25 protein-coding genes and 1 pseudogene are annotated in these 25,336 nt (G+C 66.1%); 9 read left to right on the top strand and 17 right to left on the bottom strand.

From position 1 onward, the window contains the following. Window positions 1-8 precede the first annotated feature (8 nt). Window positions 9-575 (top strand): Smr/MutS family protein, encoded by a 567-nt coding sequence (locus CSC71_RS07465; RefSeq protein WP_162373736.1) that lies wholly within the window; start codon window positions 9-11, stop codon window positions 573-575. On the opposite strand, the gene truD is transcribed toward CSC71_RS07465, so the two are convergent. The 9 genes from truD to CSC71_RS07420 form a co-directional block, all read right to left on the bottom strand. Continuing rightward, window positions 562-1,602, bottom strand: coding sequence for a tRNA pseudouridine(13) synthase TruD (gene truD, locus CSC71_RS07460; RefSeq protein ID WP_162373735.1), 1,041 nt, complete (start codon window positions 1,600-1,602; stop codon window positions 562-564). The two genes, CSC71_RS07465 and truD, sit on opposite strands and share 14 nt — an antisense overlap. A gap of 89 nt (window positions 1,603-1,691) precedes the next feature. Next, window positions 1,692-2,177 carry a 2-C-methyl-D-erythritol 2,4-cyclodiphosphate synthase gene (gene ispF / locus CSC71_RS07455; RefSeq protein ID WP_162373734.1) on the bottom strand — a complete coding sequence of 162 codons (486 nt, stop codon included), beginning with the start codon at window positions 2,175-2,177 and terminating at the stop codon, window positions 1,692-1,694. Then, window positions 2,174-2,878, bottom strand: a complete 705-nt coding sequence (ispD, locus tag CSC71_RS07450; RefSeq protein ID WP_425501931.1) for a 2-C-methyl-D-erythritol 4-phosphate cytidylyltransferase — start codon at window positions 2,876-2,878, stop codon at window positions 2,174-2,176. The genes ispF and ispD overlap by 4 nt, the downstream gene beginning before the upstream one ends. Further along, complete coding sequence (ftsB, locus tag CSC71_RS07445) at window positions 2,878-3,225, bottom strand: cell division protein FtsB (protein WP_162373732.1); 348 nt, start codon at window positions 3,223-3,225, stop codon at window positions 2,878-2,880. The genes ispD and ftsB overlap by 1 nt, the downstream gene beginning before the upstream one ends. 13 nt (window positions 3,226-3,238) lie before the next feature. After that, window positions 3,239-4,531, bottom strand: coding sequence for a phosphopyruvate hydratase (eno, locus tag CSC71_RS07440; RefSeq protein WP_162373731.1), 1,293 nt, complete (start codon window positions 4,529-4,531; stop codon window positions 3,239-3,241). 569 nt (window positions 4,532-5,100) lie between these two features. Then, window positions 5,101-5,943: a sel1 repeat family protein gene (locus CSC71_RS07435; protein WP_162373730.1), complete on the bottom strand. Its 843-nt coding sequence runs from the start codon at window positions 5,941-5,943 to the stop codon at window positions 5,101-5,103. A gap of 48 nt (window positions 5,944-5,991) precedes the next feature. Then, complete coding sequence (gene pyrG, locus CSC71_RS07430) at window positions 5,992-7,671, bottom strand: CTP synthase (protein ID WP_162373729.1); 1,680 nt, start codon at window positions 7,669-7,671, stop codon at window positions 5,992-5,994. 127 nt (window positions 7,672-7,798) lie between these two features. Beyond that, window positions 7,799-8,062, bottom strand: a complete 264-nt coding sequence (locus tag CSC71_RS07425; protein WP_162373728.1) for a hypothetical protein — start codon at window positions 8,060-8,062, stop codon at window positions 7,799-7,801. A gap of 153 nt (window positions 8,063-8,215) precedes the next feature. Next, window positions 8,216-8,707, bottom strand: a complete 492-nt coding sequence (locus CSC71_RS07420) for a hypothetical protein (protein WP_162373727.1) — start codon at window positions 8,705-8,707, stop codon at window positions 8,216-8,218. 170 nt (window positions 8,708-8,877) lie between these two features. On the opposite strand from CSC71_RS07420, the gene parE reads away from it, so the two are divergent. Together parE and CSC71_RS07410 are read left to right on the top strand one after the other, a co-directional pair. After that, window positions 8,878-10,767: a DNA topoisomerase IV subunit B gene (gene parE / locus CSC71_RS07415; protein ID WP_162373726.1), complete on the top strand. Its 1,890-nt coding sequence runs from the start codon at window positions 8,878-8,880 to the stop codon at window positions 10,765-10,767. 118 nt (window positions 10,768-10,885) lie between these two features. Further along, window positions 10,886-12,841, top strand: coding sequence for an alpha/beta hydrolase family protein (locus CSC71_RS07410; RefSeq protein ID WP_162373725.1), 1,956 nt, complete (start codon window positions 10,886-10,888; stop codon window positions 12,839-12,841). A gap of 47 nt (window positions 12,842-12,888) precedes the next feature. Here CSC71_RS07410 and hutG read toward each other — a convergent pair whose 3' ends face one another. The 4 genes from hutG to CSC71_RS07390 all read right to left on the bottom strand — a co-directional run bounded on the left by hutG (window position 12,889) and on the right by CSC71_RS07390 (window position 17,237). Further along, window positions 12,889-13,665, bottom strand: coding sequence for an N-formylglutamate deformylase (hutG, locus tag CSC71_RS07405; protein WP_162373724.1), 777 nt, complete (start codon window positions 13,663-13,665; stop codon window positions 12,889-12,891). A 10-nt stretch (window positions 13,666-13,675) separates the two neighbouring features. Then, the gene (locus tag CSC71_RS07400) at window positions 13,676-15,283 is read right to left on the bottom strand and encodes a DUF418 domain-containing protein (protein ID WP_162373723.1); all 1,608 of its coding nucleotides are present in this window, start codon (window positions 15,281-15,283) and stop codon (window positions 13,676-13,678) included. Between the two features lie 78 nt (window positions 15,284-15,361). Beyond that, entirely contained in the window at window positions 15,362-16,612 is a 1,251-nt protein-coding gene (locus tag CSC71_RS07395; protein WP_162373722.1) for an NAD(P)/FAD-dependent oxidoreductase, read from the bottom strand. Between the two features lie 145 nt (window positions 16,613-16,757). Further along, on the bottom strand, window positions 16,758-17,237 hold the full coding sequence (locus CSC71_RS07390; protein ID WP_162373721.1) for an FKBP-type peptidyl-prolyl cis-trans isomerase: 480 nt from the start codon (window positions 17,235-17,237) through the stop codon (window positions 16,758-16,760). Between the two features lie 76 nt (window positions 17,238-17,313). On the opposite strand from CSC71_RS07390, the gene CSC71_RS07385 reads away from it, so the two are divergent. Together CSC71_RS07385 and CSC71_RS07380 are read left to right on the top strand one after the other, a co-directional pair. Next, window positions 17,314-17,856, top strand: coding sequence for a C40 family peptidase (locus tag CSC71_RS07385; protein WP_211367927.1), 543 nt, complete (start codon window positions 17,314-17,316; stop codon window positions 17,854-17,856). Between the two features lie 121 nt (window positions 17,857-17,977). Beyond that, the gene (locus CSC71_RS07380) at window positions 17,978-18,826 is read left to right on the top strand and encodes a C40 family peptidase (protein ID WP_425501929.1); all 849 of its coding nucleotides are present in this window, start codon (window positions 17,978-17,980) and stop codon (window positions 18,824-18,826) included. A 70-nt stretch (window positions 18,827-18,896) separates the two neighbouring features. Here the strand turns inward: CSC71_RS07380 and CSC71_RS07375 are convergent, their stop codons facing one another. The 3 genes from CSC71_RS07375 to CSC71_RS07365 are packed head-to-tail and all read right to left on the bottom strand — an operon-like array spanning window position 18,897 to window position 21,179. Then, on the bottom strand, window positions 18,897-19,376 hold the full coding sequence (locus tag CSC71_RS07375; protein ID WP_162373720.1) for an acyl-CoA thioesterase: 480 nt from the start codon (window positions 19,374-19,376) through the stop codon (window positions 18,897-18,899). Window positions 19,377-19,434: 58 nt separating this feature from the next. Then, window positions 19,435-19,860 (bottom strand): GNAT family N-acetyltransferase, encoded by a 426-nt coding sequence (locus CSC71_RS07370; RefSeq protein ID WP_343037678.1) that lies wholly within the window; start codon window positions 19,858-19,860, stop codon window positions 19,435-19,437. Further along, window positions 19,857-21,179 carry a dicarboxylate/amino acid:cation symporter gene (locus tag CSC71_RS07365; protein WP_162373810.1) on the bottom strand — a complete coding sequence of 441 codons (1,323 nt, stop codon included), beginning with the start codon at window positions 21,177-21,179 and terminating at the stop codon, window positions 19,857-19,859. The genes CSC71_RS07370 and CSC71_RS07365 overlap by 4 nt, the downstream gene beginning before the upstream one ends. A gap of 258 nt (window positions 21,180-21,437) precedes the next feature. On the opposite strand from CSC71_RS07365, the gene CSC71_RS07360 reads away from it, so the two are divergent. Next, a complete protein-coding gene (locus CSC71_RS07360) occupies window positions 21,438-23,129 on the top strand; it encodes an alkaline phosphatase family protein (RefSeq protein WP_162373719.1) in 1,692 nt (563 codons plus the stop codon). 27 nt (window positions 23,130-23,156) lie between these two features. On the opposite strand, the pseudogene CSC71_RS07355 reads toward CSC71_RS07360, so the two are convergent. After that, a pseudogene (locus CSC71_RS07355) lies at window positions 23,157-23,363 on the bottom strand (phage integrase N-terminal SAM-like domain-containing protein); the annotation flags it as partial. A gap of 188 nt (window positions 23,364-23,551) precedes the next feature. Here CSC71_RS07355 and CSC71_RS07350 point away from each other — a divergent pair. The 3 genes from CSC71_RS07350 (at window position 23,552) to CSC71_RS07340 (ending at window position 24,845) form a co-directional block, all read left to right on the top strand. Then, the gene (locus tag CSC71_RS07350; protein ID WP_162373718.1) at window positions 23,552-24,067 is read left to right on the top strand and encodes a hypothetical protein; all 516 of its coding nucleotides are present in this window, start codon (window positions 23,552-23,554) and stop codon (window positions 24,065-24,067) included. Between the two features lie 57 nt (window positions 24,068-24,124). After that, a complete protein-coding gene (locus tag CSC71_RS07345) occupies window positions 24,125-24,394 on the top strand; it encodes an Imm32 family immunity protein (RefSeq protein WP_162373717.1) in 270 nt (89 codons plus the stop codon). A gap of 91 nt (window positions 24,395-24,485) precedes the next feature. Continuing rightward, window positions 24,486-24,845, top strand: a complete 360-nt coding sequence (locus CSC71_RS07340; RefSeq protein WP_162373716.1) for a hypothetical protein — start codon at window positions 24,486-24,488, stop codon at window positions 24,843-24,845. Window positions 24,846-25,336: the final 491 nt, after the last annotated feature.

Genomic DNA, 25,336 nt, shown 5'->3' with positions numbered 1-25,336 from the left:
CTTGCCGCATGTCCCCGATTCCGACCAATGTCCCGGACGACGACGAAGGCGACGACGCGGCCCTGTTCCGCGCCGCCGTCGGCCCGGTCAAGCCGCAGGCCGCCGCCCCGGAAGCGCCGCGCAAGGCGCCGCCGAGGCCACGGGCGCGGATGGCCGAGCGCGACGAGATCGACGCGCGCAGCCGGCTCCAAGACAGCGTGTTCCAGCACGGGCTGGCCGAAATGGAGCTGCAGGCCGGCGATGCGCTCAGCTACCGCCGCGATTCGCTGCCGCCGCGCGTGTTCCAGCGGCTGAAGCGCGGCCAGTTCTCGGCGCAGGACGAACTGGACCTGCACGGCGCGACCGCGCTGCAGGCCGAGGGCCTGCTGCGCCGGTTCCTGAAGGAAGCGCACGACCACGATTTCGGCTGCGTGCGCATCGTCCACGGCAAGGGTTTGCAGGCCGACGGCGCGCCGGTGCTGAAGAACCTGGTCGACCGCCTGCTGCGCCAGCGCAACGACGTGCTGGCCTTCCATTCCGCGCCGGCGAACCAGGGCGGGACCGGTGCGGTATTGGTGTTGCTCAACCGCGCGTGACGTCGCGGCAATCGCCCAATTCGTGCAGCAGCGCCGTCGCGTAGCTGCCCGGCGGCAATGCGAATGACAGCTGCAGCGTCGCCGCATCGGGCCATTCCCACTCCAGTCCGGCGACCTTGAGCCGCAGCGCGCGGCGCTCCTGCTTGAGTTCCGCCGCTTCGAGGCCGGTGCGCAGCCGTAACGAAACATCGTCGGCAATCGCCGCGAGTTCGACTTGCGCGCATTCGCCCGCGCTGCGCAGTTCACCCGTACCCCATAGCGGACCGCTGGGATGGATGTCGAATTCCGCGAGCCGCCGCGCCAGCGCGTCGCCCCACGGCTCCGGCCCGAACACGCTGCGACTGCCGTCGAGCATCCAGACTTCGCCGTCGAGCGGCTTGTCCCAGGTGCCGTTGGCGACGCGGGCGGCGAGGACGCGGTTGAACAGTTCCGAACGGGCGGACGAAAGCAGCATCGAGCGTTCTTCGCGCTTCACCCGCCGGCCATCGAACATTGCCAATGCCTTGCCGATGTTGCCGCCATCGCGGCCGAAGCGCTGCTCGCCGAACCAGTTTGGCAGCCCGCGCGCGCCGATCTGCGCCAGCCGCGCATCGATCGCGCCCCGCTCGCCTTCGACATTGCGCAACGCGAGCACGAAGCGGTTGCCGGCCAGCGCGCCGCGCGGCAGCTTGCGGTTGTGCCAGGTCGATTCGACGACCTTCAACCCTTCGACCTGCAGCGCGGCGAAATCCGGTGCGACCTTTTTCGGCAGGTGCACGCTGAACCACTGCCGCGTGACCGCGTGGCGGTCCTTCAGGCCGGCGTAGCCGACGCCCATCTCCGGAATCTTCGCCCAGCGCGCCAGTTCCTTCGCGACGAAGGCGGTGTTGAGGCCGCGCTTCTCGACGGTCAGCAGCAGGTGTTCGCCCTCGCCCGTCGGGGCGAAAGCGGGAATTTCCCCGACGAAGAAATCTTCGGGCACGGTACGGATTTGCGCCGTGAGGACGGCATCGCCGAACGCACATGGCAAGATCGAAGTGTCGGTCATCGCATGCTTTGGTAGAGCCGAGCTTGCCCGGCTGCTGTTGCTGTTGATCTTCCGCAATCGTACTGGTAAGCAGCCGAGCAAGCTCGGCTCTACAAGGGCAGAAGCAACACCACCGCCTGCGCGGCGATGCCCTCGCCACGACCGGTGAAGCCGAGCTGCTCGCTGGTCGTCGCCTTGACACTGATGTCGTCGATGCCGATGCCCAGGTCGGTGGCGATGGCCTCGCGCATCGCCTGCGCATGCGGACCCACCTTCGGCCGCTCGCAGACCACGGTGACGTCGGCATTGCCGACCTTCCAGCCCCGCTCCGCAATCAGCTTGTTGCAGTGACGCACGAAGGCCCGGCTGTCGGCGCCCTTCCATTGCGGGTCGCTGGGCGGGAAATGCCGGCCGATGTCGCCCAGCGCCAGCGCGCCCAGCATCGCGTCGCACAGCGCGTGCAGCACCACGTCCCCGTCGCTGTGCGCCAGCACGCCGCGGTCGTGCGGCACGCGCACGCCGCCGAGCACCACGTGGTCGCCGTCGCCGAAGGCGTGCACGTCGAATCCCTGGCCGATGCGGATACTCGTTGTCATCGTTGCGACAGTATGAACCGGAACCGCGCCAGGTCGGCCGGCGTGGTGATCTTGAAGTTGTCCTCGCTGCCCTCGACCAGCAACGGACGCAGGCCTTGGCGTTCCATCGCCATCGACTCGTCGGTGGCCTCGACGCCGGCCTTCGCCGCGTCTTCGAGGGCTTTCGACAATTGCAGGCGACGGAACATCTGCGGGGTCAGCGCGCGCCACAGCCGCTCGCGCGGCTCGGTGCGGTCGATGCCGCCGTCGTCGCCGGCGCGCTTGAGCGTGTCGCGCACCGGTGCGGCGAGGATCGCGCCGACCGGATCCTCGCGGCCGCGTTCGACCAGCTTCTGCAGGTCGTCGAGGGCGAGGTTCGGGCGCGCCGCGTCGTGCACCAGCACGAAATCGTCGGCGCGCACGCTGTCCGGCAGCGCGCTGATGCCGGAAAGCACCGATGCCGCGCGCGTGGCGCCGCCGATCGCGGTCGAAACCGGCTTGCCCGCGGCTGCAATCCGGAATGTTTCGTTCCAGCCCGGCCAATCAGCGTCGTTTTCGGAAACCACGACGACCGCGCCTTCCACCAGCGGATGCGCCAGCAACGCGGCCAGCGTGTAGGCGATCAGCGGCTGGCCGTCGACGTCGAGGTACTGCTTCGGCACCTCGCTGCCGAAGCGCGTGCCGCGCCCCGCCGCCGGCACCACCGCCCACAGGCCGCGAATCAAGGCTGCGGCTCCTCTGCCTTGTCGTCGTCGGGCGATTCCCCGGCATCCGCCGGCACGCTGCCCGGCGGCTCGACCACGCGGTAGAACTTCTCGCCCGGCTTGATCATGCCCAGCTCGCTGCGCGCGCGCTCCTCGACCGCCGCTTCGCCGGACTTGAGGTCCTCGACTTCGGCGGCGAGCGCGGCGTTGCGCTCCTTCAGCCCTTCGTTCTCGCGCTTCTGGTGCTCGACCTGGTTCTCCAGCGCGACCACTTCGCCGGAACTGCCGCGGCCGAACCAGAACTGGTACTGCAGGAACGCCAGCAGCACCAGCAGAAACAGCAGCAGCCAGCGCATCCCGCGCATGCGGCGTTCTCCGTCAGCCCTTCAGCGAAACGAAAGCCTTGCGGCCGGCGTAGCGCGCCCTGCCGCCCAGCGCCTCCTCGATGCGCAACAGCTGGTTGTACTTGGCGACGCGGTCGCTGCGGCACAGCGATCCGGTCTTGATCTGCGTGGCCGTGGTCGCCACCGCGATGTCGGCGATGGTCGTGTCCTCGGTCTCGCCGGAACGGTGCGAGACAATCGCCGCGTAATCGGCGTGGTGCGCCATCGCGATGGCCTCCAGCGTCTCGGTCAGCGTGCCGATCTGGTTGACCTTGATCAGGATCGCGTTGGCGGTGCCGGACTCGATGCCTTCCTTGAAGATCTTCGGGTTGGTGACGAACAGGTCGTCGCCGACCAGCTGCACCTTCCTGCCGATGCGTCCGGTCAGCTGCTTCCAGCCGGCCCAGTCGTCCTCGGCCATGCCGTCCTCGATGGTGACGATCGGGTACTGCGCGGCCCAGTCGGCGAGGAAATCGACGAACTGCTCGCTGGACAGGCGCTTGTTCTCGCCGACCAAGTGGTACTTGCCGTTCTCGAAGAATTCGCTGGAGGCCACGTCCAGGCCCAGCAGCACGTCCTCGCCGGCCTTGTGGCCGGCCTTGCCGATCGCCTCGAGGATGGTATCCAGCGCTTCCACGTTGCTGCGGAAGTCGGGGGCGAAGCCGCCCTCGTCGCCGACCGCGGTGCTCAGGCCGTGGCCCTTCAGCACCGACTTCAGCGCGTGGAAGATCTCGGTGCCGGCGCGCAGCGCCTCGGAGAACGATTCGAAGCCGACCGGCAGGACCATGAATTCCTGGAAGTCGACGTTGTTGTCGGCGTGCGCGCCGCCGTTGATGATGTTCATCATCGGCACCGGCAGTTCGACCCGCGATTCGGTGGTGTCGGACAGGTGCTGCCACAGCGGCACCTTCTTCGACGCGGCCAGCGCGTGGGCATTGGCGAGCGACACGGCGAGCAGTGCGTTGGCGCCGAGGCGGCCCTTGTTCTCGGTGCCGTCCAGATCGATCATGCGCCGGTCGAGGCCTTCCTGGTCGACGGCGTCGAAGCCCTTCAGCGCCGCGGCGATGACGGTGTTGACGTTCTCCACCGCCTTGCGCACGCCCTTGCCCATGTAGCGGGTCTTGTCGCCGTCGCGAAGTTCGACGGCTTCCTTGGTGCCGGTGGATGCGCCGGACGGCACCGCGGCGCGGCCGAACGAGCCATCGGCGAGGGTGACTTCGGCCTCAAGGGTGGGATTGCCGCGGGAATCGAGGATTTCGCGGGCGTGGATCTTGGCGATGGTGGTCATTGCTTATGCGCCCCCCTGTATAGCCGTGTCGCAATAAGGCGCATTACTCAGCGTCACTCTAACATCCATCAGCCGATATCTCCGTTTGTACATTCGCATAAATTGGCACGTAATCCTTAATGAAGGTTTCAGTAGTACAGCCACTAGGGGTACATACTTGGCTGGTACCGTAGATGGGCTGGTACCCCACAACACTGGTCCCCATAGTTCCCGGCACCCCACACATTCCGCCCCCGCCTCCGCCACTAAGAATGGGAGCCGACGCCACCTGCAAGAAGTTTCCATTCGCCTGATATTGATAAACGACGCACTTAGTTGCATTACAAATCGTGACCGTCTTTCCTTTCCCCGTGCTTGAATTCCACCAAGTTGTCACATCCTGATTTACGACCGCTCTGATAAAAATCAGAGTATCTCCATCCGGCACTGGACCTGTTAGCTGACACTCGTTACAGGTGTACGTCCCAACGGATTGCGCATATACCCCAACCGAAAAAAGAGAAAGAGCAAGCGCGATACCGCTTTGCATATGAACCTGCTTAGCACGACACCCTCCTTGTCTTTGATTTTTAATCGGCCCGACAACATTCGGAATACAGCGAATTCCCTCTGGTCTGTGCAACGCTTTGTTGACTAGCACTCAGCCCAGACGCCGCATTTGAAAGCAGGCTTGAAATCCTCCCTCCCGGCCTTGAAAGGCTATAGGCATACAGGTAGGCATAAGCCTGCTCTGGATTTTTTTCCGTGAGGATTCCATCCTCATAAGCAAATCCCAACTGCAATAAAGCATCTATATTCCCAGATGACGCAGCCCTATTTAGATACTCGATGCTTTTCCGCTTGTAATCGATGAGCTTACCGGGCTCTACGATGGCATCTTGCAGAGTCATAGAATTCGCAACAACCGTACTAAAGGCAAGCTGCGCTTCCACAACTCCAGACCGAGCCGCAAAATCGATCAAATCAACGTATTGACCTGTTTGTTCGTCTGTAAGGCCTTTGCATCTTTCCAGCACACCTTCTGCGGTGAGCAGCGCTGCCTCAGGCGATGCCTCCGCGCCATTTGCAGTTCGACCTAAATCGTCGGCGGCATCCAACATTCCACCTACATTACGGCACTCATTAAGTTTCAGCGCAAATGCATAAGCATAGACTGGGTCTGACTTCGACAAGTCCATGAATTTTTCATAGTCTCGCGCTAGGTCCGCTGAAGCCACAGACCTCTCGATCGCAGACACATTTGGATCTGACTTAACAACAGAATTCACTGCTTCCGCAGCGACATTTCCAGCACCTTGAAAGACGCTATTACTTGCATCCGCTTTTTTGGTTCCAGATACTTTTGACCCCATAAAGAGCCAAGCCATCAAGGCCACGCCGAAGAAAAGCGCCAATCCTAATAGTCTTTTCATCGCATCCCTCCAATTCAAATTACGGGAACAGCCTGTGTTACTTACCGCTCACGCCCGCGCTTCCTTCAGCAGCTTGCCGCCGGCCTTCTTCTCGCGCGCGGCGCGGATGAAGCCGACGAACAGCGGATGGCCGTCGCGCGGGGTCGAGAGGAACTCCGGGTGCGCCTGGCAGGCCAGGAACCACGGGTGCACCGAGCGCGGCAGCTCGATCATCTCGACCAGCAGGTCGTCCATCGACTTTGCCGCGATGATCAGTCCCGCGTCTTCCAACTGGGTGCGGTAGCGGTTGTTGAACTCGTAGCGGTGGCGGTGGCGCTCGGCGACCACGTCCTTGCCGTACAGCTCGCGCGCCAGCGTGCCCGGCTTCAGCCGCTGCTCCTGCAGGCCCAGGCGCATGGTGCCGCCGAGGTCGGATTTCTCGTCGCGCTTCTCGACATCGCCGCTGGCGGTGCGCCACTCGGTGATCAGGCCGATCACCGGGTGCGGCGACAGCTTGTCGTTCTCGGTGCTGTTGGCCCCTTCCAGGCCCAGCACGTGGCGCGCGTAGTCGACCACCGCCGCCTGCATGCCGTAGCAGATGCCGAAGTACGGAATCGAATGCTCGCGGGCGTACTTCGAGGTCAGCACCTTGCCCTCGAAGCCGCGGTCGCCGAAGCCGCCCGGCACCAGGATGCCGTCGACGTCCTTCAGCGCCGACATGTCGGAGCCTTCCAGGTCCTGCGCTTCCAGCCACTTCAGGTTGACCCTGGTGCGCTGGCGCAGGCCGCCGTGCTTGAGCGCCTCGCCGACCGACTTGTACGCGTCCTGGTGGTCGACGTACTTGCCGACCACGGCAATCGTGACTTCGTCGAGCGGATGCAGCGTGGCGTCGACCGCCGCTTCCCATTCGGAAAGGTCGGCGTCGGGCTTCGCCGGCAGCTTCAGCTGGTCGACGACGATCTGGTCCAGGCCCTGCTCGTGCAGGCCCAGCGGGATCTTGTACAGCACGTCGACGTCCTGGACGCTGATCACCGCACGCTCGGAAACGTTGGTGAACAGCGCGATCTTGCGGCGCTCGCCATCCGGCAGCGGTTGTTCGGTGCGGCACAGCAGCACGTCGGGCTGGATGCCGATCGAGCGCAGCTCTTTCACCGAGTGCTGGGTCGGCTTGGTCTTCAGCTCGCCGGCGGCGGCGATGTACGGCACCAGGGTCAGGTGCATGAACAGCGCCTTGTCCGGGCCGCGTTCGGTGCGGATCTGGCGGATCGCCTCGAGGAACGGCAGCGACTCGATGTCGCCGACGGTGCCGCCGATCTCGACCAGCGCCACGTCGTAGCCCTGGGTGGCCTCGTCGATGCTGCGGCGGATCTCGTCGGTGATGTGCGGGATCACCTGCACGGTCGCGCCGAGGTAGTCGCCGCGGCGCTCCTTGCGGATCACGTTCTCGTAGATGCGGCCGGTGGTGACCGAGTTCTTGCGGCTGAGCCGGGTGCGGACGAAGCGTTCGTAGTGGCCCAGGTCCAGGTCGGTCTCGGCGCCGTCGTCGGTGACGTAGACCTCGCCGTGCTGGAACGGGCTCATCGTGCCAGGGTCGACGTTGATGTAGGGGTCCAGCTTCATCATCGTCACCCGCAGGCCGCGGGCTTCGAGGATGGAGGCCAGGGACGCGGCCGCGATGCCCTTGCCGAGCGAGGACACGACGCCGCCGGTGACGAAAACCAGGGGAGTGACGGGATTGAGGGGGGTCATGGCGCGAGGCCTCCCGAAAGCCATAGTTTACCGGCTTGGCGGCTGGGCGACAAAGCTGGGCCCGAAACGCCGACGCCCCGGCTGGCCGGGGCGTCGCTGGCATCGTATTGGTGCGCTCCTGCGCGGATCAGGGCGTCTTTTCCTTCTTCTTCGCCTCTTCTTCCTCTTCCTTCGGCGCCTGCTCGCCGGCCTGCTTGGCCTTGGCGCGCTCGGCGGCGATGGCCGCATTGGCGGCGCGGCGATCGGCGCGCTTCTGTTCCTCGGTGCGGGTGTCTTCCTGCTGGGCGCCGCTCTTCTTTTGATCGGCATTGCCGCCGGACTGGGCGTAAGCGTAGGCGGCGACACCGGCCAGGCTGATGAGGGCCAGCGCGATCAGGGACTTGTGCTTCATCGTGCTTCTCCTGTTTCCGTTTCCCACAGGCATGCGCCGCATCTTACACCCCGCCCGCCGACGCGGCCTGCGGACAACTGAACGGCGATCCCGGACGCGGGGCCGGGGATGGCGCGCATCTCCCGGCCCCGCGAAGACGCCCGTCCATGCCGATCATTCGGGAGATTCGGGGTTGTCGTCCTGGTCTTCCTCCGCGGCCTTCTTGCTCTTGTCCTTGCTCTTGGCCTTCTCGGCCTTGGCCTTGCCGGCCGCGCTGGCGTCGGCAGCGGTTTCGGCGCCCATCGTGGCCGCGGACGCATCGGCCGAAGTCGTGGTCGTCACGGCCGAATTCGCGCCGGCGGTCTCGCTGCCCGACACGGCGTCGACGGCCTGGTCGCTGGCGTGTCCGGCCGCCTGTGCGCCGGTGCGTGCCGTATCGCGAACCATCGTGCCGACCTCGTCGCCCGAATCGCGCGCGGACTGGACCGCGCTCTGCACCGCATCGGCGTGCATGCTGGCGTCGATGCCGGTCTGCGCCTGCATGCCCATCGACCCGGCCTGCACGCGGGCGCCCGCACCGGCGACGCCGCCCGCCTGTTGCGCAGACGCCAGGGCCGCGAACAGGAGGGACGATGCGGCGACGCCGACAATCATCAGCTTGCGCATAAAAGTTCCTCTACCGTTGGTTTGGCGCCACCCATCGTGGCGCCGCAACCCTAGGCAAACGCGCCTGATGGAAGAGTGAAACCCGCGCCGAAGCCTTCATCGGCGAGACAGGTTCTTGACCGGCGCAGACGCTGCCCCCATCCTGCCGAATCCCGATGGCAAGCTGAACCATGAGTACCCGCTACAACGCTGCAGACATCGAAGTCCTCTCCGGCCTGGACCCGGTCAAGCGCCGGCCGGGCATGTACACCGACACCAGCCGGCCCAACCACCTCGCGCAGGAAGTCATCGACAACGCGGTCGACGAGGCGCTGGCCGGCCACGCCGGCGAAATCGAGGTGACCCTGTACAAGGACGGCAGTTGCGAAGTCGGCGACGACGGCCGCGGCATGCCGGTGGACATCCATCCGGAGGAAAAAATCCCCGGCGTCGAGCTGATCCTGACCCGCCTGCACGCGGGCGGCAAGTTCAGCAACAAGAACTACACGTTCAGCGGCGGCCTGCATGGCGTCGGCGTCAGCGTGGTCAACGCGCTGTCGACCCTGGTCGAGGTGCGCATCAAGCGCGACGGCAACGAATACCGGATGACGTTCAAGGACGGCAACCGCGCCTCGCCGCTCGAGGTGGTCGGCAGCGTCGGCAAGAAGAACACCGGCACCCGCGTGCGCTTCTGGCCGGACCCGAAGTACTTCGACACGCCGAAGTTCAACCTGCGATCGCTGAAGCACCTGCTGCGCGCCAAGGCGGTGCTCTGCCCCGGCCTGACCGTGAAGCTGTTCGACGAGGCCAGCGGCGAACGCGACCAATGGCATTACGAGGACGGCCTGCGCGACTACCTCAAGGGCGAGCTGCAGGGCACCGAAGCGCTGCCGCCGGAGCTGTTCACCGGTTCGCTGAAGAAGGACACCGAGGTCGTCGACTGGGCCGCGGCATGGGTTCCCGAAGGCGACCTGGTGCAGGAGAGCTACGTCAACCTGATCCCGACCGCGCAGCACGGCACCCACGTCAACGGCCTGCGCAGCGGCCTGACCGACGCGTTGCGCGAGTTCTGCGACTTCCGCAACCTGCTGCCGCGCGGCGTCAAGCTGGCGCCGGAGGACGTGTGGGACCGCGTCGCCTTCGTGCTGTCGCTGAAGATGACCGACCCGCAGTTCAGCGGGCAGACCAAGGAACGCCTCAGCTCGCGCCAGGCCGCCGGCTTCATCGAAGGCGCCGCGCACGACGCCTTCAGCCTGTGGCTGAACCAGCACGTCGAGTTCGGCGAGAAGATCGCGCAACTGGCCATCGAGCGCGCCAGCGCGCGGCTGAAGACCGAAAAGCAGATCGTGCGCAAGAAGGTCACCCAGGGCCCCGCCCTGCCCGGCAAGCTGGCCGACTGCATTTCGCAGGACCTGTCGCGCACGGAACTGTTCCTGGTGGAAGGCGATTCGGCCGGCGGCTCGGCCAAGCAGGCGCGCGACAAGGATTTCCAGGCCATCCTGCCGCTGCGCGGCAAGATCCTGAACACGTGGGAAGTCGCGTCCGGCGGCGTGCTCGCCTCGCAGGAAGTGCACGACCTCGCCGTCGCCATCGGCTGCGACCCGGGCAAGGACGACATCAGCGGCCTGCGCTACGGCAAGATCATCGTCCTGGCCGACGCCGACTCCGACGGCCTGCACATCGCCACGCTGCTGAGCGCGCTGTTCCTGCGCCACTTCCCGGCGCTGGTGAACGCCGGCCACGTGTTCGTGGCGATGCCGCCGCTGTTCCGCGTCGACGTGGGCAAGCAGGTGTTCTACGCGCTGGACGAGGAAGAGAAGCGCCTGCTGCTGGAGAAGATCGAGCGCGAGAAGATCCGCGGCCAGGTCAACGTGACCCGCTTCAAGGGCCTCGGCGAGATGAATCCGGCGCAATTGCGCGAATCGGCGATCCACCCGGACACCCGCCGGCTGGTGCAACTGACCGTCGACGACGCCGACCGGACCCGTTCGCTGATGGACATGCTGCTGGCGAAGAAGCGCGCTGCGGACCGCAAGACCTGGCTGGAGACCAAGGGCGACCTGGCTTCGCTGGAAGTGTGACGACCGCCGGCTCCCCCGGACGCTACCGGGATTGGCCTTGCAAAGCCGCCACGTGGCGCCGTTAAACTGGGATACCCGCGCGGGAGAGGCGCGGCCATCGCAGCAATCGAGGGGAGCCATGAAACCGATCGCATTCGCCGGCAGCACGCTCGTGCTCGCTGGCATCCTGTCTGCACCTGCCTTCGCCCAGGGCATTCCGGTCACGGATTTTTCGAGGCACCCGGAAATCAGCGACATAGCGCTGTCGCCGGACGGCAAGTACGTCGCGCTTGCGGTACCCACGCCCGACAACATGGAAACGCGGCTGCTCATCCTGCCGCTGGATCAGGGCGGCGAGACCCGATCGCTGCGTTTCGGTCGCCAGCAGCACGTCACCGACATCGTCTGGAGCGACGACGACCAGATCGTGGTCGCACGCGCCAGGATGGAACCGCTGCGGGCGCGCCCGTACAGCTATGGCGAGCTCATGAGCTCGGACGTGAACGGCAAGACCCAGGAAACGCTGTTTGCCTACGTGAGCGACGACGGCGTGCGCACCGGCGGGCGCAAGGACCAGGGATTCGCCAGCATCGTCAAGGTCCTGGACGACGAACCTGGCAAGGTGCTGGTCGACTTCACTGCATGGCCAACCAGCCGCAATGACGAAGACCGGACCACGTCGATCTACAAGGTCGACACCCGTACCGGCAACCGCCAAGAACTCGAACAATCGAAGGAAACCGCAAGCTTCATGTTCGACCATGCGGGACGCGCGCGCCTCAAGGTCACATCGGACGACAACGACGATCCCGTGCTCGCATACCGCCCGGACGGAAACAGCGAATGGAAACCCGTGCCGAAGTCGCTGGCCGGATACGACATGAGCCTGCTGTATGTCGAACCGGACAACAACACTGGCTACGCCCGCATCACCGACAAGGGCGAGCCCGCGCAGCTGTACAGGATCGACCTTGCCAAGGGCACGCGCGAGCGCCTCGCCGGCCGCGATGACGTGGCCATCTCGCGGGTGCTGTATGCGGGCCACGACGGCGCGCCGTTCGGCGTGATCTACGATGCGGCCAAGCCCTCCGTGCAATACCTCGACCCGACTTCGGAATGGGCGAAGCTGCACGCCGGCCTGCTGAAGTCGTTCCCGGGCCAGATGGTGTCCTTCCTGCAGTGGACGCGCGACAACCGGAAGCTGTTGTTCACGACATGGAGCGACCGCAATCCCGGCGCCTATTACCTGCTGGACCGGGACACGAACAAGGTGCAGTTGATCAACGAGGTCATGCCGTGGATCAAGGCCGCCGCGCTGTCGCCGACGGCGCCGATCAGCTTCAAGACCCGCGACGGACTGACGCTGTACGGCCTCTATACCGCTCCTGCCGGGAATGGCGGCCCCAGGCCGATGGTCGTGCTGCCGCACGGCGGTCCGCACGGCCCGTACGACAGCTGGGGTTACGATGCCGATGCGCAGTTCCTCGCCAGCCGCGGATACGCGGTGCTGCAAGTGAACTTCCGCGGCTCCGGTGGACGCGGCAAGGACTTCGAGGAAAGCGGTTACCGCGAATGGGGCGGCAAGATGATGGACGACATCGCCGACGGCGTGCGCTGGGCAATCGCCAGCAAGCTGGCCGATCCCGATCGCATCTGCACCTTCGGCGCCAGCTTCGGCGGCTATGCCGCGCTGATGCAGCCGATCCGCTACCCGGAGCTGTACAAGTGCGCGATCGGCTACGTCGGCGTCTACGATCTCGAGGTCATGTACAAGGCCGGCGACATCAAGTCATCCAAGTCGGGGCGGCGTTACCTGGAACGCGTGCTCGGCAAGGACGAGGCCACGCTCGCGGCCAACTCGCCTTCGCGGAACGTGGACAAGATCAAGGTCCCGGTGATGCTGGCACAGGGGTCGATCGACCAGCGCGTGCCGATGGCGCAGTTCGACGCCCTGGTCGATGCTTTCAGGAAACAGGGCACGCCCGTCGAAACCATGGTCGCTTCCGGCGAAGGGCACGGCTTCTACAAGCCGGAGAACCGGGCCGAACTGTACAAGCGCATCGAGGCCTTCCTCGACAAGAACATCGGGCACTGACCCATGCCTGCGGGGCGCGGCACCGATGCCGCGTCCCGCATCTTCTATCATGCCAATGCCGTTTCGAGCAGGCGGCGGATCAACGCCTGTGTCGGCGTTGCCCGCTCCGGCAGGTATTCGAAGCTGTCCTCGTCCATGTAGTTCAGCTGCGCCAGTTCCAGTTGCAAGGCGTCGATGCCGTTGGCCGGGTCGCCGTAATGGCGCGTGATGTAGCCGCCCTTGAAGCGGCCGTTGACGACGAAGCTGTAATCGCGCTGCCCTTCGAGTACGCCGAGCAGGCGTTGCTGCAATGCCGGCGAGCAGCTCGCGCCGCCGGCGGTGCCGAGGTTGAAATCCGGCAACCGGCCATCGAACAGGAACGGCACCACGCTGCGGATCGAGTGCCCTTCCCACAGCACCGCGCGGCCGTGTTCGCCGCGGATGCGCTCGAGTTCGTCGCGCAACGCCGCGTGGTACGGCCGCCAGAACGCTTCGACGCGGCGGCGGACTTCGTCCGGCGACGGCTCCAGGCCCTCGCGGTACACCGGCGCGCCGCTGAACATCACCGCCGGGCACAGGCCGGTGGTGTTCTGCCCGGGGTACAGCGAGACGTCGTCCTCGGGCCGGTTCAGGTCGACCACGTAGCGCGAATGCACCGGCACGATGACCGAGGCGCCGAGTTCCTTCGCGAAGTCGTACAGGCGCGCGACGTGCCAGTCGGTATCCGGCACGCGTCGCGCAGCGTCGGTCAGGCGCGCGGCGATGTCGTCCGGCACGCGCGTGCCGTCGTGCGGCAGGCTGACCAGCAGCGGCGCCGTGCCGCGATGCAGTGCATGGGTTTCCATGCCGCGAAGTCTAGCGGATCGGCTGCGCGGCGCCGGCGTTGCGCAGCATCGGCTGCCAGCGCCAGTAGGTGATGCAGCGCCACAGCCACTCCATCGGTCCGTACTGGAAGCGCGCCAGCCACCAGTGGCTGAACGCGACCTGCAACGCATAGACGACGAACACGAACAGCAACTGCCAGGCGCGCCCCAGCCCCCAGTGGCCGAGGAAGAACCCGTAGAAGAACAGGCACTGGAGCAGCGACTGCATCAGGTAGTTGGTCAGCGCCATGCGCCCGACCGGCGCCAGCACCGATATCCGCGACAGCCATCCGCCGGAATGCAGCATCAGCACCACCAGGCTGGCGTAGCCCAGGCAGGCCGGCAGGTTGCCGGCCATCGTCAGGCCCATGGCCGTCTGGAACTGCAAGTCGTTCTGGCCGGGGACGTGGGTGGTCGTGATCAAGGCGCCGGCAATGCCCATGGCCAGGCCGATCGGCAGGCCGACGAAGGCCAGCTTGCGGAACAACGGCAGGTGTTCGCGGGTACGGCGCATCACGCCCGAGCGCACGAACCACACGCCCATCAGGAACATCGCCACCACCAGCGAGGCGAAACCCAGGTTCTGCGCCGCCTCCTCGGGGAACTTCTTCGCCCGGTATTCCACCGCGGCGACGTAGCTGTCGCCGCTCATGATCCGCGTCTCCTCGCGCATCTCCTCGACGTGCTCGGTACGCTGCTTCTGCTGCTGCTCCAGCTGCTTGGCGTCGGGCTGGTGGCGCAGCTGCGGCTGCCACGTCATCAACGCGCCAAGCAGGGCCATGGTGAGGAACGGCCCCAGGTAGAAGAAGGCGCCGGCGCGCAGGGTGCGCATGGATTCCGGCTCGCGGTAGCGGGTCGCAAGCCAGCCGGCCAGCGCGACGATCGCCGCGGCCACGCCCATCGGCACGCTGGCTTTCGCCACCGCGCTGGCCAGCACGACCAGGCTGACCGGCCAGCAGACCAGCGTCAGCACGTGCCAGCGCGTGAGCAGGCGCCAGCGACGTGCGAACAGATGCGCGCCGATCTCCTTGCGCAGGTACAGCGCGAGCACGATCGCGATGGCCAGGGCCGAGGCGGCGGGGAAGAACCCGTCCAGTCGCGTCGCCGCGCCCAGGCCGATGCAGGCAAGCACCCCGGCGAAGATCCACGACGGCCGCGCGTAGAACAGCAGCAGCAGCAAGGCAGCGCCCAGCGAATAGGCGAACAGGATGTCGCCCGCCCACAGGAAGATGAAATGGCACGCGCCGAAGATCCCCAGCGCGACGATGCGCCGCAGGTACGGCACGACGAAGTCGCGGCCGGCGCTTTCCGCCCGCGCCAGCATCACCGCGAAGCCCATGCCGAACAGCAGCGAGAACAGGGTCCAGAACTTGCCGCGCACGAACACGTGGATCAGCCAGCCGGCCAGCCAGTCCACGCCCTGCGCGTCGGCCGGCATGCCCGCGCCGAGGTCGGCGATGGGCCGGTTGAACCACTCGACGTTCATCAGGAAGATGCCCAGCAGCGCGAAGCCGCGGATCACGTCCAGCGCATCGATGCGTTCGCTCGGCGCGATCGGCGCCAGCGCGGCGGGAACGGAACTCGTGTCGGATTCCAGCATGGCCGCGCCTCCCCGGGATTGTGGCGGCCAGCTTAGCGCCTGCGCGTCGCGCGCGCAGTGCGGGAAGTAACCCTCGGACTAGCGGAAGCGATCGGCCCGGTACGGCGCCGGGTCGATCGCCGGCGGCCGGCCGCCGACCAGGTCGGCCACCAGTTGCCCGGTCGCCGCGCTCATGCTGACGCCGAGCATGCCGTGGCCGGTGGCCAGCCACAGGTGGTCGTGCCCCGGCGCGCGGTCGATCACCGGCATGTCGTCGCTGCTCATCGGCCGCCAGCCGTACCAGCGTTCCTCGACGATGGCGCCGACCGGCTCGCGCAGGTATTCGCGCGCCGCGCTCTCCAGCATGCCCAGCCGGGTTTCGTTCAACGACGTGTCGTAGCCGGAGAACTCCATGGTGCTGCCGAGGCGGAAGCCGCTGTCCCAGACGGTCACGCAGACCGAACGGTCCTTCAGCGTGATCGGGCGCTTCGGCACCAGGCTCGGCCGCGAATAGGTGATCGAATAGCCCTTGCCCGGCTGGATCGGCAGGTAGAAACCCAGCGACTTCGCCAGCTGCGGCGACCATGCGCCGAGCGCGATCACCGCCTCGCGCCCGCGACGCTCGCCCAGCGAGGTGCGCGCGCGCGCGCCGGAAGCGTCGGATCGCACGCTTTCGACCCTGCAGCCCTCCTCGATCGTGCCGCCGCGCTCGCGCACCACGCGCGCCAGTTCGGCCACGTAGCGGTCCGGGCGCAGGCGCGCATCGCCGGGGAAGCGGATCGCGCCGACCAGGCCTTCCTTCAGCGACGGATCCGCGGCGAGGTAGTCGCGGCCGGAGATGAACTCGCTGGCGATGCCGAATTCGCGCAACGCTTCGCAATCGGCCATGTTCCTCTCGAAATTGGCCTGCTCGCGGAACACGTAGTCCATGCCCTCCTCGACGAATTCGCATTGCAGGCCGTAGCGGCCGATCCACTCGGCCATGCGCGTGCGCGAATCGTTGAGGATCGCCGCGCGCCCCAGCGTGCTGGCATGCCAGTCCCTGCGGTTGCAGCGCGCGGCGAAACGCAGCAGCCAGCGCCACAGCGCCGGGTCGAAACGCGGCTTGACGTACAGCGGCGCGCCCGGGGTCAGCATCCAGCGCATCGCCTGCAGGATCATGCCGGGCGCGGCCAGCGGCGGCGCATGGCTCGGGGTGATGGTGCCGCAATTGCCGTGCGAGGCGCCGCTGCCGGCGGTCTGCGCCTCGAGCACGCGCACGCCGCGGCCGGCTTCGAGCAGGGCAAGCGCAGTGGCGAGGCCGATCGCGCCGCCGCCGATGATGAGTATGTCGTCGCTGGAAGAAGTCACTTTCGTAGTTTATCCCAGCCCCCGCAGGCCGGCGCGCACGCGCCGGCCTGCGGCCTGCCCCGACCGCACAGCCGCCACGCCGCCACGAAGCAGAACGGCCCGCGCGAGCGGGCCGTTCTGCCGATCGCGGTTTCCCGCGCGGGGTTCAGTGGTGGTGGCCGCCGTCGCCGTGCACGTGGCCGTGCTCGATTTCCTCCGGCATGGCCTCGCGCACGTCGACCACCTCGATGTCGAAGTGCAGGTCCTTGCCGGCCATCGGATGGTTCAGGTCGACGTCGACCACGCTCATGCCGATCTTCTCGATGGTCACCGCGCGCGGGCCGAAGTTGGTCTGCAGCACCACCTGCTGGCCCGGCTCCAGCTTCTGGTTGCCGAAGTGCTTCTTCGGCACGCGCTGGGTCATGTTGTCGCGGCGCTCGCCGTAGGCGTCGGCCGCGGCCACGTCGACGCCGAAGCTTTCGCCGGCTTCGCGGTCGATCATGGCGTTCTCGAGGCCGGGGATGATGTTGCCGTGGCCGACCAGGATGGCCAGCGGCTCGCGGTCCTTCGAGCTTTCGAGGGGTTCCTTGCCCACTTCGGACACGGTGTAGTGGAAGCGGACGACGCTGTCTTTGGCGATTTTCATTCGTGACTCTGTGCTGGCTGCGAAGGCAGCGTTGGCGGCTTGCCGGCCGGGGCGGTTGCGGCCAAGATGGCCGGCGATGAAGAACAGGCATTATCCCGGCTCGACCGGCCGCATGCCAGCCGCGGCCGTGCTGACCATCGCTGCCGCCCTGCTTTCCGCCTGCGGCGGCAACCGGCCGGCGACAAGGGCGAGACCCGCCCACGACGCGCGCGACTGGCCGCAGGTCGCCCCCGCCGATCCCGCGATGGCCAACGCGGTGGTGATCCGCGCGCTGGGCCTGGTCGGCACGCCCTACCGCTACGGCGGCAACACCCCCGAAGCGGGTTTCGACTGCAGCGGCCTGGTGACCTACGTGTTCCGCGACATGCTGGACCTGCGCCTGCCGCGCACCTCGCGCGAGCTGGCCAAGGTGCAGGGCCCGAAGATCGCGCCGAAGAAACTGGCGGCCGCCGACCTGGTGTTCTTCGGCAACAAGGGCAGCGTCAGCCACGTCGGCATCTATGTCGGCGAGGGCCGCTTCGTCCATGCCCCGAGCACGGGCGGCACGGTGCGGCTGGATTACCTGGACGGCCCCTACTGGCGCGACCACTACACCGGGGCGAAGCGGGTACTCGACTGACATCGGTGCGGAAATTGCGACATTGCGTTCGCAATTTATTCGCAATTTAACTATTAATTAACAAATTAGGGGATTTCCCCCGGCATCATTCGTCCAAGTTCCTGATTTTCCACGACGTACCGTGACCACCGACGCCCAGCCGACAGGCCAACCTGCCGCCGCCTGCCGCCCCCGCGGTACCCGTCTTCCGCTCTTCCTGCTGCTGGCCTGCTGCGCTTTCTGCGTCCCGGCCCTCGCCCAGAACGCCACGCCGCCGATCGAGCTGCCGCCGGAATCGGCAGCGCAGCCCACTGCCGAATCGCCGGCCGAGCCGGTCGCCGCCAGCACCGATGCCGTCGAGACCACGGCGGCCGAAACCGCGCCGGCCGCTGCCGCGACGCAGCCGGCCGGGAAGCCCGACGCCATCGACGGCATCCGCGACAAGGCCTCGCAGGTCGCCACCGCGACCCTGACCGCGTTGCTGCCGCGCCTGGCAGCGACCGACGCGCTGCCGCTGCTCGATCGTTCCACCGTGCTGGCCGGCGACCTCGGCCGCCTGCTGTCCAGCTACGAGCACTCGGCCCTCGCGCCGCGCGACGCCGGCGACAACAAGGTGCAGACCATCCTCAAGCGCGCGCTGACCCTGCTCGGCACGCCGTACCGCTGGGGCGGCACCACGCCGGAAGGCGGCCTCGACTGCAGCGGCCTGGTCGGCTACGTGTTCCGCACCGCGCTGGGCGTCGAGCTGCCGCGCGTTTCGCGCGACATGGCCCGGATGTCCGACGCCGAACTGATCCGCAAGCGCGAAGACCTGCAGCAAGGCGACCTGGTGTTCTTCGGCCGCAAGGGCCGGGTCAACCACGTCGGCATCTACGTCGGCGAAGGCCGCTTCCTGCATTCGCCGAGCACCGGCAAGGACGTGCGCGTCGACTCGCTGGTGAGCGGCTACTGGGCCGGCAAGTTCATGCAGGCGCGGCGCCTGGCGCTCTGAGCGCGCGCCGCCCGCATGGGGGAACGGGGAAGGCCGCAGGAGTGCGGCCTTTTTCGTGCCCGGCAGGGCTTCACCCCGCCGCGTGGTAGCGGGCCACGGTTTCCTCGATGCCCTTGCTCAGTTCCATCACCTTCAGCGCGTATTCGGCCAGGCGGCGGTCCTCGTCGCATTGCGGCTGCCATGCCGGCACCGGCGTCGGCTTGCCGCCGTCCATCGCCACGAACACGATCACGCAGTGCGTGCACAGCCGCTCCTCGCCCTGCATCGGGTCGCGCGCACGCACGTCGATCGCGAAGTGCATGCTGGTGGTGCCGGTATGCACCAGCTTGGCGTTGACCGTGACCAGGTCGCTGGTGGAGATCGGCGACACGAAGCGGATCCCGCCGACCGCGACGGTCACGCTGTAGCGGCCGCTCCAGCCGACCGCGGCGGCGTAGCCGGCCTGGTCGATCCACTTCATCACCACGCCGCCGTGGACCTTGCCCCCGTAATTGACGTCGCTCGGTTCGGCAAGGAAACGGAAGGTCAGTTCGCGCTGTTGCCCGCTCATCGCCGGCCTCCTTCGATCGATGCGGCGAGTATGCCCGCTCCGCGGACCGGCGGCGAAGTCAGACCCGGTAGAACATTCCGACCGACTTGTCGGACTGGGCGAAGCCGTATTTCGCGTACAGGTGCTTCGCGTCGCCGTCGGCGAACAGCGAGACATGCGCGGTGGCCGGCGCGTTCGCGCGCAACCAGGCGTCCAGCGCATCCATGATGCGCTTGCCCAGGCCGCGGCCCTGCAGCTCGGGAACCACCGCGATGTCGACCACGAAGTAGAAGCAGCCGTCGTCGCCGACGATCCGCCCCATGCCGACCACGGCGCCGTCCTGCAGCAGGCTGACCCCGTAGCTGGTGCGCGCCAGGCCGCGCCGGGCGGCCTCGGCGGATTTCACCGACAGGCCGGTGAGCGCGCGCAGGCGGCAATAGTCCGCCACGTCGGGGAAGCGCTCGGCCAGTTCGATGGCCGTCTCCCGGGAGGCCGCTTCGCTCACGCGCCCTCTCCTTCCTCCACGCCGACGTTGGTCGGCGCGGCTTCGTAGACCTGGCGATCGAGCATGCCGGTTTCCTTCGCCACCAGTACCGGCACCAGCATCTGCCCGGTCACGTTCGTCATCGTGCGCATCATGTCGAGTACGCGGTCGATCGCGTACAGGTAGCCGATCGCCTCCAGCGGCAGGTTGGCCGCGCTCAGCACCACCGTGGCCATGATCACCGCGGTGCCCGGCACGCCGGCGGTGCCGAAGCTGCCCAGCACCGATGCGATCAGCACGATCAGGTACTGGTCGGCGCTGAGCGGCGTGCCGGTGTACTGCGAAATGAACAGCGCGCACAGCGCCGGGTAGATCGCGCCGCAGCCGTCCATCTTGATGCTGGCGCCCAGCGGCACCGCGAACGAAGCGTAGTTCTTGTCGACGCCGAGGTTGTGGGTGATCGAACGCAACGCCACCGGCATCGCCGCGAAGCTGGACGAACTGACGAACGCCACCTCCATGCCGGGCGCGGCGCCGCGGAAGAACTTCAGCGGGTTCAGCCCGTGCGCCAGCAGCAGCAGGCTGTAGACGACCACGATCATCAGCGCGCAGGCCACGTACAGCGCGATCACGAACTTGCCCAGCGGCAGCAGCTTCTCGAAGCCGTAGGCGCCGACCAGCGAGGCGATCAGGCCGAAGGTGCCGATCGGGGTGACTTCCAGCACGAATCGCGTGACCTGCACCATGATCTCGCTGGCCTCGCCGGCCAGCTTGCGCGCGCCGGCGACCTTGTCGCCGAGCTTGACCATCGCGAAGCCGAGCAGTGCGGCGAAGAAGATCACCGGCAGGATCGATCCCTTGCCCTCGGCAAGCACGGTTTCGCCGGCGGCATTGACCTTGGTGCCGATGCCGGCCAGGGCGTAGAACGGATTGCTCGGCACCACGTCCAGCAGCACCCGGGCCACGCTGGGCACGTCGCGCGGCACGTAGTCCGGATCGACCTGCAGCGCGCCGACGCCGACGCCCGGCTGCAGCAGCGTGCCGACGCCCAGGCCGACGCCGACCGCCAGCACCGCGGTGACCGCGAACCAGCCGAAGGTGCGCCCGCCGAGCGCGGCGACCGACTTCTGCCCGTGCAGCGACGAGATCGCGTTGATCACCGCGAAGAACACCAGCGGGATCGCGATCATCTTGATCCCGGTGACGTACAGGTCGCCCAGCGGCTTGAACCACACGTCCGCGGCCGGTCCGAACAGCCAGCCCGCCAACCCGCCGAGCACGAAGCCGGCGACCACGCGTTGCCAGAACGGAATCCTCAGCCAGGCATTGACCCACTTCATTCGCACATTCACCGCGATCAGGAGACGGGCAAACATAACCCGGAGCCGCCGCGATGGCGACCGCACGGCTGGAAAACGGCGTCGCACCTGCAGGAACGGCGTAAGCCGCGACCGCCCACCATCCCGCCCGGCGAAGCCTTCCGCGGAGCGCCGACTATGGCGTCGCGGCTCACGCCGCTCCTACAAGAGCCGTGTCATCGACAAGACATTTGCGCCTGTTGGCATAATCGTTCCCTATTCGCCCCCCGGAACCGTCAAATGCATCGCTTCGCTCCCGCCCTTTCCTGCACCGCCGCCCTGACCCTGCTCGCGGGCTGCGCCACGACGGCGCCGACGACCGGCGCGACCGACAAGTCCTGGCACGTCGACGTGCCGGCGGTCGCCCACCCCGGCGGCGAGACCCCGCAGTGGTGGTACCGCAGCGCCGCGGCGCGCGCGGCGGCCAACGGCGCGATGGGCGGCAAGGCGAAAAACGTGATCCTGTTCCTCGGCGACGGCATGAGCCTGACCACGGTCGCCGCCGCGCGCATCTTCGACGGCCAGCGCAAGGGCAAGCCGGGCGAGGAAAACCTGCTGTCGTGGGAGAAGTTCCCCGCCACCGCGTTCAGCAAGACCTACAACACCAATTCGCAGGTGCCGGATTCGGCCGGCACGATGAGCGCGATCACCACCGGCGTGAAGACCCACATGGGCGCGATCGGCGTCTCCGCCGGCGACCGCAAGGACTGCGCGCAGAGCCTGCGGCACCGCCTGCTCAACTGGCTGGAACTGGCCGACAGCGCCGGCCTGTCCGCCGGCATCGTCACCACCACACGCGTGACCCACGCCACCCCGGCCGCATCGTGGGCCCATTCGCCGAACCGCGGCTGGGAGAACGACACCGACCTACCGGCCGAGGCGGTGCAGCAGGGTTGCCGCGACATCGCCCAGCAATTCCTCGACACGCGCTACGGCCGCGGCCCGCAGGTGCTGATGGGCGGCGGCCGCCGCAACTTCCTGCCGACGACCGCGGCCGATCCCGAGGAAACCGGCGAGATCGGCGCGCGCCGCGACGGCCGCAACCTGATCGAGGAATGGAAGGCCGCGCATCCCGGCGGCGCGTACGTATGGAATGCGCAGCAGTTCGCCGCGGCGAAGGACGCGCCGACGCTGCTGGGCCTGTTCAACTACGACCACCTGCAGTACGAGCACGACCGGCCGAAGGACAAGGGCGGCGAGCCGAGCCTGGCGCAGATGACCGTCGCCGCGATCGACGTGCTGAAAAAGAACCCGAACGGCTACGTGCTGATGGTCGAAGGCGGCCGCATCGACCACGCCAGCCATTCCGGCAACGCCTACCGCGCGCTCAGCGACGCGGTCGCGCTGTCGGAAGCGGTGCAGGCCGCGGCCGATGCGACTTCGGCCGACGACACGCTGATCATCGTCACCGCCGACCATTCGCACACGATGAGCTTCGTCGGCTACCCGGTGCGTGGCAACCCGATCCTCGGCAAGGTGCGCGGCGGCAGCGGCGAAAGCACCGGCGGCGGCTACGCGCTCGACGGCCTCGGCCTGCCCTACACCACGATCAACTACGCCAACGGCCCCGGTTACGCCGGCGCCAGCGACAAACAGCCGGCCGGGCCGAAGCGTTTCGAGCATTCGCCGCGCAGCTTCGAGCCCGCCGCCGGCCGCCCCGACCTGCGCAGCGTCGACACCGAGGACCCGGACTACATGCAGGAAACGCTCTTCCCGACCCGGGCCGAGACCCACGGCGGCGACGACGTCGGCATCTGGGCGCGCGGCCCGGGCAGCGAGGCGATCCACGGCACGGTGGAAGAGAATGTCATCTACCACTTCATCGTGCAGGCCACGCCGAAACTGCGCGAACGGCTGTGTGCGGCCGGCACCTGCGACGCGAACGGCGTGCCGGTGGAATTGCCAAAGCCGGCGGATTTCGAGAAGAAGTGAACCGCTACGCGGTTCCGGTTGGAATATGGCCTCGACTTCGGCGGCGCCCATGTCGCGGGGATGGCGCTTGCCGTTGGCGAGGATGAAGCGCCTTATCCAACCGACATAGATGTGCTCGGTGCGCAGGCTGTAATGCCTGACGCGGATGCGCCGCCTGACTTCATCGAGCAACCGGGGCGATCCGCTACCGATAGCAGACCGGTTTATCGGCGCATTTCGTGATGGATATGGCATATCGCCTCGCAAATTGAAATATGCAAGGCAGGATTGTCGCCATGACCGGCCCGTGGCTATCGGTCAACAGCTTGATTATGCGTAGGAATTCGCCCCTTGAACGCCCCGCCCGGGCCGCGGATACTTCGTCATATCACCCCGATTTGGGGTCTATTAGGCGTTAGGCCGCACACCGATTGAGGTCGCAAATGGGGGCAACTCAAACAGCTTTTCTGCTGGAGTTCACTGAGGCATTCCTCAAAAAGGCACCAAATGCCTCCTGGGCAGGCGGACAAGCCAGGGCCAACACCGCCAGTCTGCTAACACATCAAGCCGGAAGGCGCGGCGGGCTATACAACAAAGCCGAGCGCTTTGAGCTTGGAGACCTAACGACTACCTTTAATGGCCATAAGATCGTCATTGAGTTTGAGAGCAAGCAAGTACCTATTTCCAACTTGCTCAAATACTGGCCATATCTTCGCGGTGAGCTAAGCTCCAAGCCAGATTGTCCAGTCATTATTTGCCACTTCTCCGACTGGTGGAGCTACGGAATATACCGCGACCTTTGGCAGTGGACGCTTGATCAAATGCAACAGGATCCAAAATGCTTGCAGAGCGTTTCTGGCTGCCAGTTTGATCACGGCGGACATGATCTTTCTATTCGTGACAGCTCAATTAACCAATCCATTGAGTGGATACTCAGCCGGGTCGCAAGTGCGGCCTAACAATTCATTCAAGCCGACGCCGCTTCGCGGCGCGGCTTAATTCAGGCGTTAGGCCTCATGACCGAAATTTCCGCCATCGTTGAAGCGGTGAAACTCCAATATGGCAACGCCGGCGGTGCCGTGGCGTCCTTCATCGAGATTCGAGACAACGGCCACGAGGTTGTCGTTGGGGCAAATCGCGCCGGTCTTCTGCAGCTAGCCGTGGATTTGCTTGTTCTTGCCGACCAGGGCGTCAAAGGTTCCCATGTCCACATCGACGAACACTCCAATGCGGACGTTGCAGAAAGAGCGCTTGTCCTGCGCTTGTCAGACGCCAATGAGGCCTAACAATTCATTCAAGCCGAGCCCGCTTCGCGGTCTCGGCCAAAACCCACCCTCCTCGGGCGGGCCGGCTTAATTCAGGTGTTAGACCTGCATCATGCAATTTCGCACCCCAGACAAAGACAGTCTCATCACCATCGGGCTTCTCGCCATATTGCTCGTTGTTTTCCTCTTCGAGCATGGCGCGTTTCATGGCATGGCAATTTTTGCTGGGCTACTGCATTTTTTGGCCGTATTGGTCTTGGCATTTCGCGCGCTTTCGTCGCTCATCCATAGACAATGGATTTTCGGCAAAGCTCATCTGCTCGTGACTGGATACTCAATTTCTTACCTGGCATTTGCCACATTGCATCAGTGGTCTTTTGCTTGGACCATCACAGCAATGGCCGTTGCCGTTGCGCTCGCCATAACTTTCAGTCTAGCTTTGTGTAAGTGGTTAGGCTTTCTCCGTCAGTGAGCCGCGGCAGGTCTAACAATTCATTCAAGCCGAAGCCGCTTCGCGGCTCGGCTTAATTCAGGCGTTATGCGTGGTCGTAAAAGCGATAGTAGTCAGCCGCAATGGCTGGCTTATCGCGAAAGCCAAAACAGCCCGCGTCCCGCAATCGCTCGCTCGCGCCGCTCTGCTGACGGCTACATTTTTGGGTTCACGTGGGCGGCGCCTTGGCTCCGGCACACACAAACCCCGGCCACTCACTTTCCCGGCTTACATCCAGTGATTCCCGCATCCCAATTGTCCCGGGCTAAGATCTCTTCAGCAGCCTCACTTCACCGGCTCTCCGGGCTGCATAACAATTCATTCAAGCCGAAGCCGCTTCGCGGCTCGGCTTAATTCAGCAACTGTCTTGAGAAGACGCCTTTTAGGCGACAGCCGCCAAGGCCATCAACTCGTCCCGACGCCGTGCATTGACGATCGTCAGCAGCTTGCGCATGCAGGCTACCAGCGCGACC

Source organism: Pseudoxanthomonas sangjuensis (genome assembly GCF_010211755.1).
Lineage (GTDB): Bacteria > Pseudomonadota > Gammaproteobacteria > Xanthomonadales > Xanthomonadaceae > Pseudoxanthomonas_A > Pseudoxanthomonas_A sangjuensis.
Note: the sequence above shows the minus strand (reverse complement) of the source record. Positions and strands in the feature narration are given on the sequence as shown.

Coding starts and splice junctions, on each gene's coding strand:
- CSC71_RS07420 (WP_162373727.1), bottom strand. CDS start 8,707: ATGCGCAAGCTGATGATTGTCGGCGTCGCCGCATCGTCCCTCCTGTTC.
- ftsB (WP_162373732.1), bottom strand. CDS start 3,225: ATGCGCGGGATGCGCTGGCTGCTGCTGTTTCTGCTGGTGCTGCTGGCG.
- CSC71_RS07365 (WP_162373810.1), bottom strand. CDS start 21,179: ATGAAGTGGGTCAATGCCTGGCTGAGGATTCCGTTCTGGCAACGCGTG.
- CSC71_RS07340 (WP_162373716.1), top strand. CDS start 24,486: ATGCAATTTCGCACCCCAGACAAAGACAGTCTCATCACCATCGGGCTT.
- CSC71_RS07425 (WP_162373728.1), bottom strand. CDS start 8,062: ATGAAGCACAAGTCCCTGATCGCGCTGGCCCTCATCAGCCTGGCCGGT.
- pyrG (WP_162373729.1), bottom strand. CDS start 7,671: ATGACCCCCCTCAATCCCGTCACTCCCCTGGTTTTCGTCACCGGCGGC.
- CSC71_RS07360 (WP_162373719.1), top strand. CDS start 21,438: ATGCATCGCTTCGCTCCCGCCCTTTCCTGCACCGCCGCCCTGACCCTG.
- parE (WP_162373726.1), top strand. CDS start 8,878: ATGAGTACCCGCTACAACGCTGCAGACATCGAAGTCCTCTCCGGCCTG.
- CSC71_RS07435 (WP_162373730.1), bottom strand. CDS start 5,943: ATGAAAAGACTATTAGGATTGGCGCTTTTCTTCGGCGTGGCCTTGATG.
- ispF (WP_162373734.1), bottom strand. CDS start 2,177: ATGACAACGAGTATCCGCATCGGCCAGGGATTCGACGTGCACGCCTTC.
- CSC71_RS07410 (WP_162373725.1), top strand. CDS start 10,886: ATGAAACCGATCGCATTCGCCGGCAGCACGCTCGTGCTCGCTGGCATC.
- CSC71_RS07465 (WP_162373736.1), top strand. CDS start 9: ATGTCCCCGATTCCGACCAATGTCCCGGACGACGACGAAGGCGACGAC.
- truD (WP_162373735.1), bottom strand. CDS start 1,602: ATGACCGACACTTCGATCTTGCCATGTGCGTTCGGCGATGCCGTCCTC.
- CSC71_RS07390 (WP_162373721.1), bottom strand. CDS start 17,237: ATGAAAATCGCCAAAGACAGCGTCGTCCGCTTCCACTACACCGTGTCC.
- eno (WP_162373731.1), bottom strand. CDS start 4,531: ATGACCACCATCGCCAAGATCCACGCCCGCGAAATCCTCGATTCCCGC.
- CSC71_RS07400 (WP_162373723.1), bottom strand. CDS start 15,283: ATGCTGGAATCCGACACGAGTTCCGTTCCCGCCGCGCTGGCGCCGATC.
- hutG (WP_162373724.1), bottom strand. CDS start 13,665: ATGGAAACCCATGCACTGCATCGCGGCACGGCGCCGCTGCTGGTCAGC.
- CSC71_RS07385 (WP_211367927.1), top strand. CDS start 17,314: ATGAAGAACAGGCATTATCCCGGCTCGACCGGCCGCATGCCAGCCGCG.
- CSC71_RS07345 (WP_162373717.1), top strand. CDS start 24,125: ATGACCGAAATTTCCGCCATCGTTGAAGCGGTGAAACTCCAATATGGC.
- CSC71_RS07350 (WP_162373718.1), top strand. CDS start 23,552: ATGGGGGCAACTCAAACAGCTTTTCTGCTGGAGTTCACTGAGGCATTC.
- CSC71_RS07375 (WP_162373720.1), bottom strand. CDS start 19,376: ATGAGCGGGCAACAGCGCGAACTGACCTTCCGTTTCCTTGCCGAACCG.